Genomic DNA, 16,867 nt, shown 5'->3' with positions numbered 1-16,867 from the left:
TCGCCTTTCGAAGACTGCGTCGTTCTCCCCCTCCCCTAGATTTGATACCGACCCTGCCGCCTTCGTGTAGAGATGAAGTGGGCGTCGCGCCAAACACTCGCCTACCTCGCTATGAGGATCGATGGTCGATGTTGCGCCCGTTGAAGAAAGGAGGTTCCATAACAACCGTGAAAGGTGGCAGGCACAAAGCGCGCTCGCGGATGAGGCACCGCTGGGAGAGCAAGCGCATCATTGAGGAGGTTGGCTGTACATGAAGGCCGCAACGCGAGATCTGAAGGTGTTGGCGGTGTGCATTGGCAAACCCGAAGAAAGACCCGGCAAGAAGATGAAAACCGGGATCAACAAGCACCCAACAGGCGAAACGGTCTTCGTTGGGTTCGAGGGTCTTGCAGACGACGCCGTTTGTAATGGAAAATACCACGGCGGTCCCGAGCAGGCGGTTTACGTTGAAGGAAACCTAACCCGCCTTTGGTGGCAAAGGGCGCTCAACAAGCCTATCAATCACGGGCTATTTGGCGAAAATCTGTGTATTGCAGGTTTGGACAACCAGATCGTGTCGGTCGGCGACCGTCTCCTAATAGGCGATCTCGTGATGGAAGTAACAGCGCCCCGGATGCCGTGCCGAGTACTTGCGGATAGAATGGGAGATCATGGCTTTCCCAAACTATACAAAAAGGTCGCTCGCCCCGGCTTTTACTGCCGTGTTATTCACCCCGGCTACGTCACCGCAGGAGCGCTCGTGCGGTACGTGCCTTACGCCGGAGAGCGCGTCTCGATGACAGAGATGGCAAGACACCATGGCAAGAGGGGGTCGCCAGAACTAATTGCCCTCTATCAGTCCGTGCCGGTGCACGCCAAGCTGCGGGCCTTTCTTTCGAACGGCCTGATCAAGTTTTAGGATGGTACGCAGTGTGGCCTGGTATCCGTCTCTTGGTCGCCCATAGTGCCGCCGGAGGCTCATCCACACTTGCCTCCGACCCCATCCCCCTCCGCTTAACGAGCGCCGGCGCGGTTGAGTCGTTCAGACGGAGCACTTGCTGATCGCGGTCGTCACACCGAACGATCGAGGACGTGGGCGACTTTTGACTACTTCTGGGCCTGAACGCGAAGCTCATTCATGTATGCGTCGAGCTTCGTCCGTGAGGGGCCTATGCGTTCCAGGATCTCGCGGGCTTCCAAAGGTTGTAACTTGTAGATGGCAATAAATTCCGTGAGATCGTAGTGGCCGTTGTAGACTGTCTCGAAAGGTTCGACTGAGCGCGCGCGAGTGGGTTTTGGAGTGACGCATGTTTTCCCAGCGATTGCCTCTTGATTGCCGTGTGTCATCGTTAACTACCGTCCTGCATGTGCTGGTCGCCTCACGCGTCCTATAAGGCCGTGGAAGCCGACGAATGTCGCTCAACGTCGAACAGGCAGCACTTGTTCCGAGAAAATGGCAACGTTGATCCGACAGATTTTTGAACACACCTGCCGCAGTCACGGCGTCTATCGATCCCGTGTTTATTTGGTCGTATTTCCACGGGTGGGGCAATGCGTGAGATGGAAACGGCCACCATCCGATCGCCTGACGAAAGGGGTGATCTGGTGCGGGCTCGCCGACGCAGAAAGACTGGCCGCCCATGTCCATCTGGCACTGTACAAGGGTCGTCGACCCTCATAATGCCGACGCGGGCGTTTTTTTTACAGCGCTGAACGTGCTGAAGATTGCGCCCCAGTCCGGACGAGTACAGGAAAAAGAGTGGGGTACGCTGAGCCGCTGGAAGGGCCCAAGCAAATCCAGCTGTCGTACTACCTTTTGGACGGCTTCGGACATGGTTTGCCCGTGCGGTGGGACAGACCAAAAGGAACTCGGCCGACCCATCCGTCCGCAACGCCGGCATTTCAGGGCCGAATGAACTCATGCGTATCTGGGGGCTCAAGCGGGCGGCCAACTGACAGTGATGTCTCCGTGGAGGCCCCAGACGCCATAACTCTTTGTCTATCGATTTTGAGACGACGAAGGTGGCGCTTTGAAGGGCCCTTGGCCGGTAGCTGATACCTCCAGAACGGAGTTCTCGCCACCCCGTACGGCGAACGTACTAGGTTGCCGCCCGAGATGACTAGTGCATGGACGTTGAAGAACGAAGCCCCTACCTGTATAGTGTCATCTATAGTTTATTTCTATTTTATCAAACTGTTAGGATACGGAAGGGGGACATCATGCGCCTTCCTGAGGTACTTTGGGCGGTTCCATTATCTGTTCGCTTACAGTCAGGAACGAACCGCCTATTCGCATCAGTTTACGACGCGCTGGATTTTCTAGAGCATGAATGGCCGATAAGGCACGGACAGGGCTATGAACGAGCCGTGACGACATGCCGGGGCGCGCTGAACCGTTCGGTTCCCTCTGCAGTCGCGCGCGAGGCCTTCATTGGTGCGTGCATGGAGGCTAATATGCAAACGTCAGGCGTCGCTGCCCACTATCATGCGCGTTCGGGACCTCACGGCAAGCCACTGGCCTGACCAGGAGTACCGCTTCGGAACTAGTTCCGCGAATCTCCGTAGGCTAGGTCCCGGACGATATCCCAGGTGAAAATCCCGGAGTCCACGGCATCCGTACCGGCGAGATCGACCACGAACGTGCGCTCTCCGCTTGCTTCATTGTGGGTCTTCGCCTCTACCCCTTGCAATCGCCCTCCCGAACTTGTCGCTCGTTTTTCTTCTCCGCGCAACTGTCGCTGAACGGGCCGACGCGGCCATTTGTTCGCCGGCTTGTCGCAAGAACACGCGATCAATAGGTGCAGCACATCCCTCCTCTGCGTCTTTGTCACGTGTTGCGGCTTGAAGAAGCCGGGCACGTCAGCATGCGCCTGTCGTGCCGATTGCAACAGGCGTATGCTTCCAAACGGGGTCATCGTGGCCGAAAATCTCAGGCCGCAAAGATAACCGAGTTGCACTTTGCAACTAGTGAGGAACCTTCTGCTCAATGGCCGAAAAACACATTCATCGCCGCCTCGCCGCTATCGTCGTCGCGGACGTTGTTGGCTACTCCCGATTGATGGAGGAGGATGAAATCGCCACGCTCGCAGCGCTGAAGGAGCGTCGGACGACAATCCTCCAGCCTATCGTAGGTGCGCATGGCGGCCGCATCGTCAAATTGATGGGTGACGGTGTTCTCATTGAGTTTCCAAGCGCGGTCAATGCCTTGGCCGGAGCGATTGAGTTGCAGCGGAAGATGCAGGCCGCCAATGCTGCCTTGCCCGAGACGCGCCATGTCGTCTTGCGCATCGGAATCAATCTCGGCGATGTCCTGATAGATGGCAGCGACCTTTATGGCGATGGCGTCAACATCGCCGCCCGGCTACAAAGCCTTGCCGACCCAGGCGCCATCTACCTGTCCGCGGCGATCCACGACCAAGTCAAGCGGAAGCTCGCGCTCAGCTTCGATGATCTCGGCCCGAAATCCCTGAAAAATATCGCCGAGGAAGTTCATGTATATCGTGTGCTCTACGACCCCGCAGCCTTGAAGGTCTACGGACAAGATACAGAGTTGTCTCTGCCTGCGCGGCCGTCCCTCGCCGTGCTACCGTTCACCAACTTCAGCGGTCAGCCCGAACAGGACGTGTTCACGGATGGTTTGACAGAAGACCTGATCACCGACCTTTCCAGAAATCCCGGCTTGTTCGTCATTGCCCGGCATTCGACGTTTGCTTACAAGGGAAAATCACCTGACGTTCGAGCAGTCGCACGCGAACTGGGTGTTCGCTACATCTTGGAAGGCAGCGCTCGTCGCGCCGGCGGTCGCGTGCGCATCAACGTCCAACTCATCGATGCCGCTTGCGGCGATCACATCTGGGCCGAACGTTTCGACCGAAATCTCGAAGACATTTTCGGTCTCCAGGACGAAGTCACAGACAAGATTGTCGAGGCCCTCGTTGGACGCTTGGCGCGACCACCGTCACGCAAACGTCCGAAGAGCTTGGAAGCATATGATCTTTGTGTCAGGGGGCGAATTCTGATCTCAGCGTTCAACAGTTCCCCAGAAGCGCTGCGCGAGGCCAAGATACTCTTGAACCACGCAGTCTCCATCGATGCCGAGTATGGAGAGGCATTTCGTTGTCTGGCTTTTGTTTATTGGCAATTATGGGCGCAAGGCATCGAACCCACCCAAGAGAACCGCTCAAGGGCCTTTGAGCTAGCTCACAAAGCAGTTGCGTTGGACGAAGGCGATGCTGCCAGTCACTGGTTCGTCGGATATCTATGGGCTTACGAAAAACGCTGGTCCGAATCTGATCAAGCCTTCGCAACCACCTTTACGCTGGAACCAAACAATGCAGATGCCCTAGCCATCCGTTCAGAACTTGTGGCCTTCGCTGGGCGCGGATCGGAAGCGGTCGAACTGGCCCAAAGGGCGCTTCGGCTCAACCCGCACCCGCCAGGCTGGTACTATTGGCAACTTGGATTCGCCCATTACGCTGCTTGCCAATATGAAGAAGCCGTCAAGATCTTGCGCATGGAGGCGATTTACCGCAGCCCCTCACGCCGCATACTGGCGGCCAGCCTTGCCCAACTCGGTCGCACAGACGAGGCAATGCGGGAAGCAGCACTTTTCATGGCAATGGCTCCGAAATTCACCATCTCCCACTGGGCCGCGGCCCAACCTGCTCGCGATCCACAAACAGTCCAGCGCTTTATCGAAGGCTATCGCATGGCCGGATTGCCAGAGTGAAGAAAGCCGAGGTTTCGCGGCGGATCGAGCGGCAAACACCGAACGTCGAGCATTACCAGGAGGAAGACCGGTGCGCGCGAGATTTGCGGTCGCCTGATCGAACGTGCGCCGCCTAGGCACAACGCTCTCGAGCCATGAGAGCGCGTCCGCAGCAGGTAACGTTAGTCAGACTATCTTGGCCGGTGCCAATAGCTTGGCTTGCTCCGGCCGCGCTGAGGTGGTCCAGCATTGCTTGCACGAGAGGTTGGGACGCGGGACGGTTGGATCGACCGTCCTAAACGCTTGCTCGTAGCCGCAGGAAATTCAGCCTCGCGCCGGTGGTAAGCTGGGAATCCGGACATGCGATGATTAGGGCTGGATCTCTCGTGCCATATGACAATGGCGCTAACTCAATCCTTTTCCCGCGGTGCCAGGGCTTCGTTTCTCGGTGACTTGAAATTTGTCATAACTTTCAACGTTGCGAACGTGACGATCGATAGAACGATGGCGGTATCGTAGGATCCGAGCCCCACGGCGACGCCGATTGCGCCGGTCGCCCAGATGCTCGCCGCCGTGGCGGTCCCGCGAGTGCCGAGCTTGCCGACAAGGATTGCGCCGCCACCGATGAAACCGACACCGTTGATCAGACCTTCAACCACGCGCGCGGTGGCCTCGGCGTTGCCAAGTATGACCGTCTCTGCAGCCTGTATAAACCCACATGCGGCGATGGCGACCAACGGAAATGTGCGAAGACCAGCGCTTCGTTCGTTTTGTTCGCGATCCCAGCCGATCGGCAGAGCAAGGATGTAGGCCACCATCAAAGCTGCCAGATGCGGAAAAATGTCGAGTTTCACACCAACAGATAAAAGCCAATCCGTCACACGTACTTCCCCTTAAATGTCGCAGCCGATCAATTGAAGCGCCGACGAGAATGGCCTGCGCAACGGCTGTTTTCGCCAGGTCTCGACCTGAGGTTCAATTGCCGTGGCGGCGGATAACGCCAGCAGCGCGTCTGGAATTATGAGGCGATCAGCGGAAAGACGTTTTCCTGCCCGTTGAAAAGATGAGCGATCGCGCCAAGCCGCCGCATCACCGATTTCATGAGGTAATCTCAGGCGACAAAGATGACAGGCCACGTCGGCCCGCCAATACCTACATCCGCACTTTGGCGTTTTCGCCCATGTCCGGTTTGGCGCTGGTGACGGCTGCCGCTACCATCTTGATGTAGCTGATCACAGTGCCGGGACTGTCCCAGTATTCTGCCGAGCTTGGCGTAACTTTGAGAATGCGAATGGAGGGATCGTCGGGGCTGTCCCACCATGCCTTGGCAGGAGTTGACCAGAGATCCCGGATCTTCTCGCGGTCGTTCTGTACCTCGGCTACGCCCGAAATCGACACATACTTTTGCTTCTTCGTGTCGGCGAAAGCCAGGCAGACATTTGGATGGCGCGCGACCTCGTCATCTTTGTGGCTCTTGACGTCGGTCAAGAAATACAGGGCGTTCTCAACCCGCTCGATGTAGGCCGACATTGGCCTGGCCTTAAGGTCCGCGCCGGATTGAGTGGTGAGCATGCAGAACCCGATCTTTTCGGCAAGGTCCCAGACCTCGCCGTTGTCGTCCTCGATGTAAGTCATACGCTTTTCTCCTTTGAGCCAAAGAAAACGACGGCTCTGGAATGACAATCCACGAAACCGGCTCACCTTGCCGGAGCGACAACTGCAGAGGTTGCGCCGCGGCCAGCCGCGCCGTTTTAAAGGGCGCGGCCGCCCCTTGGCGATTAGGCCGCCTTGGATCGCTTCGATGTTTTGTTGATCGACGTCACGGCGAGGTTGGTGAGCTTGTTGTTCGTAGCCTTCTCCTGGTCGAGAATCTCGCTCAGAAGTTTGTGCGCCTCATCATGACCAAGATCCTTGGCCCACTCACGAAGAGAGCCATAGCGCGCGATCTCGTAGTGCTCGACAGCTTGGCAAGCGGCCAGTAGTCCGGCATCGAGAGCTGTTCCTTCGGCCTCTTTCATCAAACCGTCGGCCTCCTTGATCAGCCCTTCGATGGCATCGCATTTTTCACCAGACGCCGTCTTGCCGATCGACTTGAAAACCTGCTCCAATTTCTTGATTTGGTCTTTGGTTTCCGAGAGGTGTTCTTCGGCCGCTTTTTTCAGTTCAGCGCTGTTGGCTGCCTTAGCAACCTTTGGAAGTGCCTTGGTGATGGCGTTCTCAGCGAAATAGATATCCTGCAGTGTATGCTCGAAAATTTCAGCCAGCGATTTCAATGGTTCTCTCCTTGGCAGGTGAATGCAGGAGAGAAAGCATTTTACGGAGGAATCGTTCCACTTCTCGTCGCCAAACCATACCATCCGTACGATCGGCACATTTAATCGCGGCGGGCGATCAGACGCCTCGACACCTACAAACTTGAAAAGAAGCACTGATGATGAGGGCTCACGCACGACCCTTTCAGAGCGCAAACCGCCGGGATCGTTCATGAGACGATGGGGTAGCGCAATTCGCTCACCTGGTCGGTAGGATAAATTCATGCCTTGGAGAACACTACGAACTCGGCGTGAAGAGTTCAGTTGTTCGCACCCGCAAAGACCAGAACACTGGAAGCAATTAAGAACATCTCAAATCTTCGCAGCATCGGGAACAAGCATGGCTGTGCCCCGTTTTGTCGTAAACCCGCTGTAGGCCAACGACATCGCACGCAGGCCTGACCATGGATCGTTTCTTTGCAAGGTTCGCCACCGCAACCGCACACGCAACAGGCAGCCCGCTTGCCTTCATCGTCTGTGTGATCACGGTTCTTGCTTGGGCACTGTCGGGCCCCTTCTTTGGCTTCTCCGAGACGTGGCAACTAGTGATAAACACGGGAACAACGATCGTCACGTTCCTCATGGTGTTTCTCATTCAAAATACCCAAAATCGAGATGGGGCGGCGCTGCAGGCCAAACTCGACGAAATCATATTGTTTACGGATGCCGAAAACGAATTCGTCGGTATCGAGAAACTGACGGACAAGGAGCTACAGGAGCTGCATGCTCGATGCGAGAAGGCTGCCCAGCGCTCGCATGCAATGCTTCAGAGCGCCCATGCCGAACGAAACGCAAGAGAAAATCGGTCGAAGCCGGCCTTCAATCGAGAGGATATCGAGAATCCGTCTCAAGCAAGCACCTCGGGTCGTTGATAAATGTGGCCCAGTGTCGGACGCCGACAGGCGCGAGTTGTTCTCCATGAATCCATGGCGGTCGTAGATGTTCATCCAAGCGACCATTGCGAACGCGATAGCTATCGTGCGGAGGGCAGTAAATTCGGCTTGTTGATCATTATCCCGAAGCCGCCATCATCGTCTGAAAGGAACTCTAAGGAAAACCGATCACGACTATCTCGTTCGTTGTCAAAGGGGCAGAGGACGGCTTCTCAGTCCCGCAATATGCAGCCGTCTTCAGCTGCGAGCTAGACGGCCTCAAGGCCACCGAACCGGAACGAACGAAAATCTACTACCTGAATTGAGCAATCAGATGAAAACGTTAGCGATCACCACGGCCGCCATCCTGATGAGCGCTGCATCCAGCTTTGCGCAGTGCAAAGCGAAAGTCGGCACCACAGTCAGCATCGTCAGTGCTCGAAACAGAACACAACGTGCATCACTCTAACCCCGGTCTTCCGGGGTCTTTTCGTAGCAGCCAACCCGTTATAAGGTTTTGGCAAAGACTTATAACGTTGACAAAGCCGCGCATCGTTATAAGGTCTTGGCAGAGACTTATAACAGCGGTGTGAGATGAGCGAAGATTATTCATCAGCAGAAGGAAACGGAGCTTCGACCAAGTGATGGCCGAACTTGTCGCCGAGAGGGCCGCCGCACTCGAGAAGGAAACACCAATGATGAAAGAGATCGACATCAGCTATCGGACGATGTTCGCGGAGCTGGCGCAACGGACGCTCGATGCTCAATTCGTGGCGGACTTCCCCTTGGAGGGATGGTTCGTGAGCGTGACCGTCAAAGATCGCGATTACTGGTATTTTGATCTCCCTACCCCCGAGGGCAAAGACAAGCGAAGCTACGTCGGTCCCGCGAGCGACGAAGCGATCACGGAGCGGGTGAAGGCCCACAAGGAAATCAAGGACAATATCCGGGAGCGGAGGCGCATGGTGAGCACGCTGCGCCGCGCTGGCCTCCCCGGTCCCGATCAGTTTGCGGGCGACGTCACGAAAGCCCTAGCCGACGCCGGATTGTTTCGGTTGCGGGCCGTGCTTATCGGGTCAGTCGCATTCAGCACCTATGCGGGGATGCTAGGCGTCCGCCTTCCCTCGGCGGTTATGCAGACAGGCGACGCGGACTTCGCGCAGGACTTCGCAATCTCGGCTGGGGTCCAAGACAGCCTGCCGCCTATCCTCGAAATCCTCAAGTCGGTCGATCCCGACTTCCGAGCGGTTCCGCACCAGGCTGACAAAGCCAAGGTGGTGGCCTTCCAGAACGCCAAGGGTTATCGGGTGGAGTTCCCGACTGGAAACCGAGGATCGGACGAATATACTGGCAAGCCGTCGCCCATGCCCGCCCTCGGCGGCGCGTCGGCGGAAAACCTCCGGTTCTTGGACTATCTCATCTACGAGCCCGTCCGGACGGTGCTTCTCTTCCGCGAGGGCGTGAACGTCCTTGTCCCCGCTCCCGAGAGGTATGCCGTCCACAAGCTGATCGTGTCTTCGCGTAGGCTGACGGACACGCTAGGACGCGTGAAGGCGGACAAAGACCTGTCGCAGGCCGCCTTGCTCTTCGAAGCGCTTGTGGAGACGCGCCACGGGGACGAACTGGCCGATGCGTGGGAGGAAGCATGGGAACGTGGAGATGCGTGGAAAGAGGGCATTGTCAGCGGCCTATCGAGACTGCCCAAGAACGGAGTGAAAGCCCTCGAAAAGGTTCTCGGTCCCGAGGTGGTGGAAAGCCTGCTGAAAAGGTGATCGACAGATGAACGCGAACCTTAGCCCTTACGACCCCGGCCCTCGCCAGCGTTGCGGCAAGCCGTCGGAAGTCGTCCTGAAGGTCAGCCAGCAAGTCGTGAACGGCGAGGACAAGCATCTGCCGGATCGCCGGCTGTGCCTCGGTCTGCTGCGAGATCGAGAGGAAAGAGCTTTGGGAAGCGGGAGTAGGGCCTCGAGAACCTCTCAAGGCCGCCGACGCATGCGGGCGCGGTTTCGTACGACAGACAAAAGCACGGTTGATTGCCGGCGATGGTTCAGACCGCCTCATCATCCCTTGCCGTCAGAGTTTATCCCTTTTCAAGCAAGCGAGCTGTGCGGTTACGAGCAAAGACATTAGCGATCGGATGTGAGTTATCGGGATGGGCGAGAGTTGCTTGAGTCGCGAGATTACGTCGGGAAGACGAACAGTCCCTGGAGGCGCGGTCCAAGAAACACGCTTTTTCCATGCTCACCAGGACGTCGCCTATCCAATCCCCGGGCAAATCGTCGTCACCGCAAAGAGGCATTTTTGCTTTTTGACGGAAATGAGCTAAGCCGAAACATCGGAATTTCCGCCACTGGTCCAACGCATTAGACGTGAGCAGGAGCGCCAACTGGGTATCGAGCACGTGTATTACATCTACAATGAAGACACGACACACCACTTCCATCTTTGGATGGTGCCGCGCTACCCATGGATGGCACGTTTTGGAAAATCGATCGAGGCGGTGCGACCCGCCTTGCGCCACGCGCGTGAGCAAATGAGTTCTGAACACCACTTGGCCGCAGTAGCAGAAGCGGCCGCAAAGCTGAGGGAAAGCTTGGCCCGAGAGGTGGAAGGTGACTGACAAAGCGAACGACGCGCAGTTAGCCCCAACCGACGTGCGCCGTCCTTGGGCGGTCGTCAAGTTAGTCCCTTGGGATCAGAAACAGACGCCGACCTCACTCAACCAATCCCGATGGACACTATGACCGGTATTTAAGGCCTGAAACGACCGCTTCGGTCGCACGCGAAGCCCTTCCGCCACGTCATCGCTCCCAACCAAAATCCCGCACGTTTCCTAGATCGTCCGCAATCCAAGGATGTTTCTAATTCAGATATAGACAACCCCAGGTGCAGATGATTATATCTTTGAAGGTTGTATTCTTCGTTTTCTCTACTAATAGGAGCATTCTTTGGAAGATGCAAGTTTAATCATCAAGATCATATTGGGGTTCAGCGTGATAATAGCGGCGGTTCTGGTTCTCTTGATGCTAGCCCCTGCTTAAGCCCCTTCCCCAACGAATAGCGGCGTCGAAACCAAAATCCGACAACTTAAAAGCCGAGTTTCAGGTCAGGGTCCGCCGTTCCGCGGATTTTGCGAAAGGCAGACCCGAAATCGTCGTCGAGTGCGGAGACCTCGCATCGCGCTGCAGACAACGCGAACAACCGATTGACGCCTAGGTGAAGATATCGATAAAACGCCCCATCGAATTTGCTCGCTAGCTTTGGTTATAGCGCAATTGGCTTCGCGCTCTGAACGAACCTTCCTTTCAAAATCGCTATCAGGCCTCAAGTTTCGCGCGGAGGCTCCCAGTATCCTACGGAAGGGCTCGTCATGATTGCCGGCACAGTCAAATGCTCCAGATAAGGCCTTGGCGTCATCCAACATGCAACGGCGGCGTCGGCCGGTCTGCCGCTATTCCGCCGGCGAACGCGCTGCTATGAGCGATCACGTCGAAGGCCGAAACATGATTTCGAAGGCGAGCGAGATCTCGGCCCAAAATCCCAGTTTGCCTGTTGCGTCCATAGCAATGTCTCAAGGCGACTATGTCACACAATCAACTAGGAAGACGCCTTGAAGAATTCCAGAGTCAGCCCGCTTTCCGGCCACGGCGCGGCAGCAACCGTCGACCGTGAAAAAGCCTGGCTAAAGATCCTGTCCACCTATCGACAGCCGCATATCGGCCGCAGCACCTTCGAGCTGACGGCGACCCTTGTGCCATTTGTTCTGCTGTGGGCAGGAGCTTGGGTCTGTTTGCACTTCGAGTACTGGCTCGGCGTGGTCCTTATCGTCCCTGTTGCGGCGGGATTTCTCCTGCGCTTGTTCATGCTGCAACATGACTGCGGACATGGTTCGTTTTTCGGGCGGCGCAGCCTGGATGACTGGACGGGCCGAATGATCAGCGTTTTGACACTAACGCCTTATGACTACTGGCGCCGCGCCCATGCCGTACACCATGCTTCGGCAGGCAACCTCGACGAGCGAGGTGTCGGTGACATCACCACGCTTACCGTTGCCGAATACGACGCCCTCACGCCAGGAGGACGGGTTCGTTACCGCCTCTACCGGCATCCGCTCGTGATGTTCGGCATCGGTCCCGCCTGGCTCTTCCTGTTCAAGCAAAGGTTGCCGTTCGGAATGATGCGCTCTGGCGCTCTTCCGTGGGTTTCCACCATGGCAACGAATGTGGCGATTGCCGCACTCTCGGGCATTCTTATCTGGGCAGTGGGTGTCGCACCGTTCCTCCTGATCCATCTGCCGATCGTCCTTCTTGCTGGGGCTGCAGGTGTCTGGTTGTTTTATGTCCAGCACCAGTTCGAAGACACGCACTGGTCAAGGCCACCCGAGTGGACGTTCCAATACGCGGCCATGCATGGCGCCTCGCACTACGATCTGCCGCAGCCCTTGCGCTGGATCACCGGCAATATCGGCATGCACCATCTCCATCACCTGTCGAGCCGAGTTCCCTTCTACAGGCTTCCTGAGGTCATACGTGATCATCCTGAACTGGGAGATATGGGCCGCATCACCATCAGGCAAAGCCTGGGCTTGGTGAAGCTCGTCCTTTGGGACGAGGCCTCCCACCGACTGATATCATTTCGAGAAGCAGACGCGCGCGAAACTGTGGCACGATCGGCTTTGCCGACACCTGCTTGAGCGCACCAGGCGCCGGCCGCGGCACGCGGCCAGCCCCCGTTCTCCCCCGGCTTGACCCGTCAAAAGAGCCGCTCGCCAAGAGGTTCAGCGTAGCGCCCGCCAGCGTCCAGGAACGTTATCCAACTAGCCGCTCCGGTCGCTTTCATCGCACCATCGTCGCGCCCAGGCTCCATCGCCTGCTTGCAACGGGTCGACCTCACGGTTTTTTTGCTGATCGACAAAGCAAGACCGCTCGAAATGTTAATTTGGACAGCTCCGTCTAGCTGCACAGCGTATTGCGGCAGCACGCCTGCAGTTTAGAGAACCGTTTTCACCAAGCGCGGATCACTTTAACAATCGCACAATGCTCCTCGGCGCCGTACCCCGCGTCTGTAGCGTTGCGAAAGAGATCAGAGGCAAAGGCGGGAAACGCGGTGTTGATGTTCAAATCATCCGCTATCTCGACGAGCCGCGTGATATCCACGCCGACCGACCTGATGGTGCTTTGGGGATCAGCAAATCGGTTTCCTTCGATGGCTCGACCCATGTGGCGCAGGTCGTCCGCAAACATCGGTGACAGGCTAGCTATTGTTTCGCCAAATTCCGCGACATCCATTCCTTCCGCAGCACACATCGCCGCCCCGTGGCTGAAGCCAATCCAGTGCCCGGCAAAATAGGCAAGAGCCGCATTAAAGAGAACCTTTGCGCGGCTTATATCGTTTCCGACGTGAGTAAGATTTGGAGCGAGCAGCCTTAAGCTCGCTTCGAGCGAGGTGAAGACACTTTCTCGTCCGGCGATAACGATCGAGGCCTCAGGTCCACCGATCTGACTTGGCCAGGCAGAAATCGCGCCGTCAAGATAGCTTCCTCCGCGGTTCGCCACCCATTCTTCAAGCTGACGCGCTTGCTTCGGCGTGCCCGACGTGAGTTGCACGACGGTCTTTCCTTGGAGCAAGTCTGTCGCGCATGCGTCGAGGACCATCGAGGTTGCCGCGTAGTCTGACAGGCAGACGATAAGTGCGCTGCTGGCGGCAATAGCAGCGGACGGCGTTTCCGCCCTCGACGCGCCGAGGTGCTCCAAGGCCTCTGCCTTGCCTGGAGTTCGGTTCCAGACTGTAACGCTCCTTCCCGAAGTTATAAGCGCTTTGGCGAGCGCGCTGCCCATGCGCCCCAGCCCGATGACAGCTACTTCACTCATCACTTCACCCTTGACCGGTTAGTTACACTATGTAACTTACATATTGTAACTTTAGGTGCAAGGGGCAACCGTGAAGCTCAAGAAAGATATGCGTCGCGAACAAATGCTTGATGTCGCGATGCAAATTGTCCGGGATCAGGGCGCGGATGAACTGACGCTCGGGACCTTGGCTGCAAAAGCAGGGGTCAGTCGTCCGATCGCTTACGGACACTTTTCTACCCGGTCCGGACTTTTGCTGGCACTGTTCAAGCGGCTGGAGGAAAACTATGTCCACCGTCTCCGCTCCGCGCTTTGCGAAGCGCCAAAGGAGCTCACCGCCGTAGCTGACATTATCAGCAAAGCATACTTCAATTGCCTTGCCGATTTTGGCCCAGAAGGTCTCGCAATATCCGCGGCGCTCAAAGGGACAGAAGAGATGGCCGCGCAGCAACGGCTCATGATTCGCGCATACATAGATTTGATGTGTAATGCCCTTCGGCCATTCTCAGAGCTGGAAGTTGGCCATATCCATCCTGTGTGCGTCGGTCTGTTAGGTGCAGCGGAGGCGCTTGCTTCCGAAACGCAAACCGGCGCGATATCTGAGCGGGTCGCCACGGCCGTTCTGGCGGCGCTCATCATCAAAGGGGTCGCAAGTGAGCCGAGCAAGGTTGGGTGAATTTTACCCATGAGGCTTGAAGCCTCAATATCCTAAACCGGCTGGCCGACGCAGGATGCATCGTCAGGCGTCAGCAGTCTTTCGCAGCCGCTACGGTCATACGGCCGATTGATGCACGACGGCTCGTATCATCCACCGAACCACCCGCGATTGCCCTCTACAGAAACGCTGCTTCGTCTATCAGCGAGCGGGTGCTGCGGCACAACAATCGACGCGGAAAGGCCAGCGTCAATAACGACTAAGCGAAGCCCCGCGCGACAGGTCGGCTGTGCACTTTTACGATGGAGCGCATGGCCCGTTGTGCATTTCCAAGGAAACCGCCCTCGCGACAGTACCCACCTTGTCCCTTGGTGTTTCCTTGGCCGTTGGTCCGAGGAGCATATTTCAGGTTTCACGCCAAGCACCCGGGAGTATGCTGACAACAGACAATTCGTACTTGCCAATCAGCAAGCAACCTCTCGGCGTTTTCGAAGGGCTGCCTCCAAGGAGGTGCACAATGAGAGCCGCGCCATCATCCATTTATCTGATTATTCTTGCGACAATCTCAGTCGGAGTCGTCCGAACGGACGCTCACCAGGCAAAGACCGGCTGGACCTATCCTCTGGCGTGCTGCAAGGCCCATGAGGCAGGTGGCGATTGTGCTGCCATCCCCGCGCCCGACATTTTGCGAGGGGCTCGTGGTTTTTCCGTTTTCTTGCATGCTGGCGACCACCACATGGCAAGACGACCGCACGTGTTCTTTATCCCCTATGGCGATGAGATCCCCTCGGGCGATGGGCAGTATCATATTTGCCTTCATCCGACGGAAGACGACGTGAACTGTTTCTTTGCCCCACCTGACAGCAGCTAATGCGAATACGCCACCCCGGAGTTCAACCGCTCGAGGTCGCCCGCGTCCGTCATTCGCGGGCGCGATATCGAGGCGGTCCTCGCTGCCGTGACCGAAACATCGATCCGAGGTTTCGGCAAATAAAGCGCGAGTATCGCAACCTCATAGCTCGTGCGACGATCAAGGTAACTGCTGAAGTTGACTTCGTACCAGCAAGACCCAGGCTCATCACACGACGCGAACAATTCCACCTGAAGTCACGCAACGGGATCTTTGATTGCGGTCCTTGCTAGTGATTCTTGATTAATTGCACCCCATCGCAGAACGCAATATTTTATTGCGTCGATGAGACGGGACGTCCACGGCCAGCGCTGCCGAACAGTTTCGGGTTCCGCACCAATCCCAGATGCCGTTCGACGACACGATCCACGAGGAGACGAGCGATGGGCACAACGACACCGAACAACATCATGCAGGTCGGCATGGGGTTCTGGGCGTCCAAGGCCCTGCTCAGTGCGGTTGAACTCGGCGTCTTCACCGAGCTTGCGACTGGCCCGGCCGAACTGCCGGATCTGCAGGCCAGGCTGAAACTGCATCCCCGCTCGGCCCGCGACTTTCTCGACACCCTGGTCGCGCTGAAGCTGCTCGAACGCGAGGACGGCCGCTATCGTAATGCCCCTGACACGGACCTCTTCCTCGATAAGGCGAAGCCATCCTATATCGGCGGCATCCTCGAAATGGCCAATGCCCGGCTCTACGGTTTCTGGGGTTCGCTGACCGAAGCCCTGCACACCGGAGAACCACAGAACGAAGCCAAGCACAGCGAAGATTTCTTCGCCGCGATCTATGCGGAACCGGCACGGCTGCGCGGGTTCCTCGAGGCGATGAGCGGGATCAGCGCCGGCGCGGCGCAGGCGATCGCCGCCAGGTTCGACTGGTCGAAATACACGACCTTCGCCGATGTGGGCGCGGCGCAGGGGATGGTGCCGGTGGTGATCGCGCGAGCGCATCCGCATCTCAAGGCCATCGGCTTCGATCTGCCCGCCGTGCAGCCGATATTCGACGACTTCGTCGCCCGGCAGGGCCTTACCGACCGCATCACCTTCCAAAGCGGCAACTTCTTCGACGGCCCAATGCCCAATGCGGACGTGATCGTGATGGGGCACATCCTGCACGACTGGGATCTTGCCGAAAAAAGGAAGCTCTTGGAAAAAGCGTTCGCTGCGCTGCCGAAAGGCGGAGCCGTGATCGTCTACGACGCCGTCATTGACGACGAGCGCCGCTTGAACGCCTTCGGCCTGTTGATGAGCCTGAACATGCTGATCGAGACCCGCGGCGGTTTCGATTATACCGGCGCCGACTGCCAAGCCTGGATGCGCGACGCCGGTTTTGTGTCCACGCGCGTCGAGCCGTTGCTGGGGCCGGACTCGATGGTGATCGGCTTCAAGCCCGGTTGATCGGAAACCAAACCCCGACCGTTGTTCCGAAAGACCGACCACTGGAGCAATTTCGATTGCCGGCAGCTGACAACGCCGTTGCTCAATCTGACTTTTGAACAGTCGCCGCAAAAGCGCCGCTACCAGCAGCCGACGTTTCTTGAAGTGCCGTCGGGAAAACCGAACCGCCTGCGCAATTCCCCAAG

13 protein-coding genes are annotated in these 16,867 nt (G+C 57.2%); 9 read left to right on the top strand and 4 right to left on the bottom strand.

Annotated features, from left to right (window positions below; translation table 11 throughout):
• The first annotated feature begins 250 nt into the window (after positions 1-250).
• The 3 genes from ASD01_RS10285 to ASD01_RS10270 all read left to right on the top strand — a co-directional run bounded on the left by ASD01_RS10285 (position 251) and on the right by ASD01_RS10270 (position 4,708).
• Positions 251-898 (top strand): MOSC domain-containing protein, encoded by a 648-nt coding sequence (locus ASD01_RS10285; protein WP_060519025.1) that lies wholly within the window; start codon positions 251-253, stop codon positions 896-898.
• Positions 899-2,199: 1,301 nt separating this feature from the next.
• On the top strand, positions 2,200-2,502 hold the full coding sequence (locus tag ASD01_RS34590) for a DUF982 domain-containing protein (protein ID WP_082566340.1): 303 nt from the start codon (positions 2,200-2,202) through the stop codon (positions 2,500-2,502).
• Between the two features lie 463 nt (positions 2,503-2,965).
• Positions 2,966-4,708, top strand: a complete 1,743-nt coding sequence (locus tag ASD01_RS10270; RefSeq protein WP_060519021.1) for an adenylate/guanylate cyclase domain-containing protein — start codon at positions 2,966-2,968, stop codon at positions 4,706-4,708.
• A gap of 389 nt (positions 4,709-5,097) precedes the next feature.
• Here ASD01_RS10270 and ASD01_RS10265 read toward each other — a convergent pair whose 3' ends face one another.
• From ASD01_RS10265 to ASD01_RS10255, 3 genes are all read right to left on the bottom strand, one after another.
• A complete protein-coding gene (locus ASD01_RS10265; RefSeq protein WP_210333294.1) occupies positions 5,098-5,505 on the bottom strand; it encodes an MgtC/SapB family protein in 408 nt (135 codons plus the stop codon).
• Between the two features lie 334 nt (positions 5,506-5,839).
• Complete coding sequence (locus ASD01_RS10260) at positions 5,840-6,322, bottom strand: pyridoxamine 5'-phosphate oxidase family protein (protein ID WP_060519017.1); 483 nt, start codon at positions 6,320-6,322, stop codon at positions 5,840-5,842.
• Positions 6,323-6,465: 143 nt separating this feature from the next.
• A complete protein-coding gene (locus ASD01_RS10255; protein WP_034799916.1) occupies positions 6,466-6,960 on the bottom strand; it encodes a YciE/YciF ferroxidase family protein in 495 nt (164 codons plus the stop codon).
• 443 nt (positions 6,961-7,403) lie between these two features.
• On the opposite strand from ASD01_RS10255, the gene ASD01_RS10250 reads away from it, so the two are divergent.
• The 4 genes from ASD01_RS10250 to ASD01_RS10240 all read left to right on the top strand — a co-directional run bounded on the left by ASD01_RS10250 (position 7,404) and on the right by ASD01_RS10240 (position 12,564).
• Complete coding sequence (locus ASD01_RS10250; protein WP_060519015.1) at positions 7,404-7,871, top strand: low affinity iron permease family protein; 468 nt, start codon at positions 7,404-7,406, stop codon at positions 7,869-7,871.
• A gap of 695 nt (positions 7,872-8,566) precedes the next feature.
• Positions 8,567-9,643, top strand: a complete 1,077-nt coding sequence (locus ASD01_RS10245; RefSeq protein ID WP_060519188.1) for a nucleotidyltransferase family protein — start codon at positions 8,567-8,569, stop codon at positions 9,641-9,643.
• A 629-nt stretch (positions 9,644-10,272) separates the two neighbouring features.
• On the top strand, positions 10,273-10,491 hold the full coding sequence (locus tag ASD01_RS36175) for a hypothetical protein (protein WP_200954149.1): 219 nt from the start codon (positions 10,273-10,275) through the stop codon (positions 10,489-10,491).
• 990 nt (positions 10,492-11,481) lie between these two features.
• Positions 11,482-12,564 (top strand): fatty acid desaturase, encoded by a 1,083-nt coding sequence (locus tag ASD01_RS10240; RefSeq protein WP_060519013.1) that lies wholly within the window; start codon positions 11,482-11,484, stop codon positions 12,562-12,564.
• Positions 12,565-12,874: 310 nt separating this feature from the next.
• On the opposite strand, the gene ASD01_RS10230 is transcribed toward ASD01_RS10240, so the two are convergent.
• Positions 12,875-13,741 (bottom strand): NAD(P)-dependent oxidoreductase, encoded by an 867-nt coding sequence (locus ASD01_RS10230; protein ID WP_060519009.1) that lies wholly within the window; start codon positions 13,739-13,741, stop codon positions 12,875-12,877.
• A gap of 70 nt (positions 13,742-13,811) precedes the next feature.
• On the opposite strand from ASD01_RS10230, the gene ASD01_RS10225 reads away from it, so the two are divergent.
• A complete protein-coding gene (locus tag ASD01_RS10225; protein WP_234852818.1) occupies positions 13,812-14,396 on the top strand; it encodes a TetR/AcrR family transcriptional regulator in 585 nt (194 codons plus the stop codon).
• Between the two features lie 1,272 nt (positions 14,397-15,668).
• Entirely contained in the window at positions 15,669-16,682 is a 1,014-nt protein-coding gene (locus ASD01_RS10220) for a methyltransferase (protein WP_034803348.1), read from the top strand.
• Positions 16,683-16,867 lie beyond the last annotated feature (185 nt).

Source organism: Ensifer sp. Root423, assembly GCF_001426275.1.
Classification (GTDB): domain Bacteria; phylum Pseudomonadota; class Alphaproteobacteria; order Rhizobiales; family Rhizobiaceae; genus Ensifer; species Ensifer adhaerens.
Note: the sequence above shows the minus strand (reverse complement) of the source record. Positions and strands in the feature narration are given on the sequence as shown.

Bases quoted from the DNA above. Each gene is read 5' to 3' on its own strand.
- ASD01_RS10285 (WP_060519025.1), top strand. From the start codon at position 251: ATGAAGGCCGCAACGCGAGATCTGAAGGTGTTGGCGGTGTGCATTGGC.
- ASD01_RS34590 (WP_082566340.1), top strand. From the start codon at position 2,200: ATGCGCCTTCCTGAGGTACTTTGGGCGGTTCCATTATCTGTTCGCTTA.
- ASD01_RS10270 (WP_060519021.1), top strand. From the start codon at position 2,966: ATGGCCGAAAAACACATTCATCGCCGCCTCGCCGCTATCGTCGTCGCG.
- ASD01_RS10265 (WP_210333294.1), bottom strand. From the start codon at position 5,505: ATGGTGGCCTACATCCTTGCTCTGCCGATCGGCTGGGATCGCGAACAA.
- ASD01_RS10260 (WP_060519017.1), bottom strand. From the start codon at position 6,322: ATGACTTACATCGAGGACGACAACGGCGAGGTCTGGGACCTTGCCGAA.
- ASD01_RS10250 (WP_060519015.1), top strand. From the start codon at position 7,404: ATGGATCGTTTCTTTGCAAGGTTCGCCACCGCAACCGCACACGCAACA.
- ASD01_RS10245 (WP_060519188.1), top strand. From the start codon at position 8,567: ATGATGAAAGAGATCGACATCAGCTATCGGACGATGTTCGCGGAGCTG.
- ASD01_RS10230 (WP_060519009.1), bottom strand. From the start codon at position 13,741: ATGAGTGAAGTAGCTGTCATCGGGCTGGGGCGCATGGGCAGCGCGCTC.
- ASD01_RS10220 (WP_034803348.1), top strand. From the start codon at position 15,669: ATGGGCACAACGACACCGAACAACATCATGCAGGTCGGCATGGGGTTC.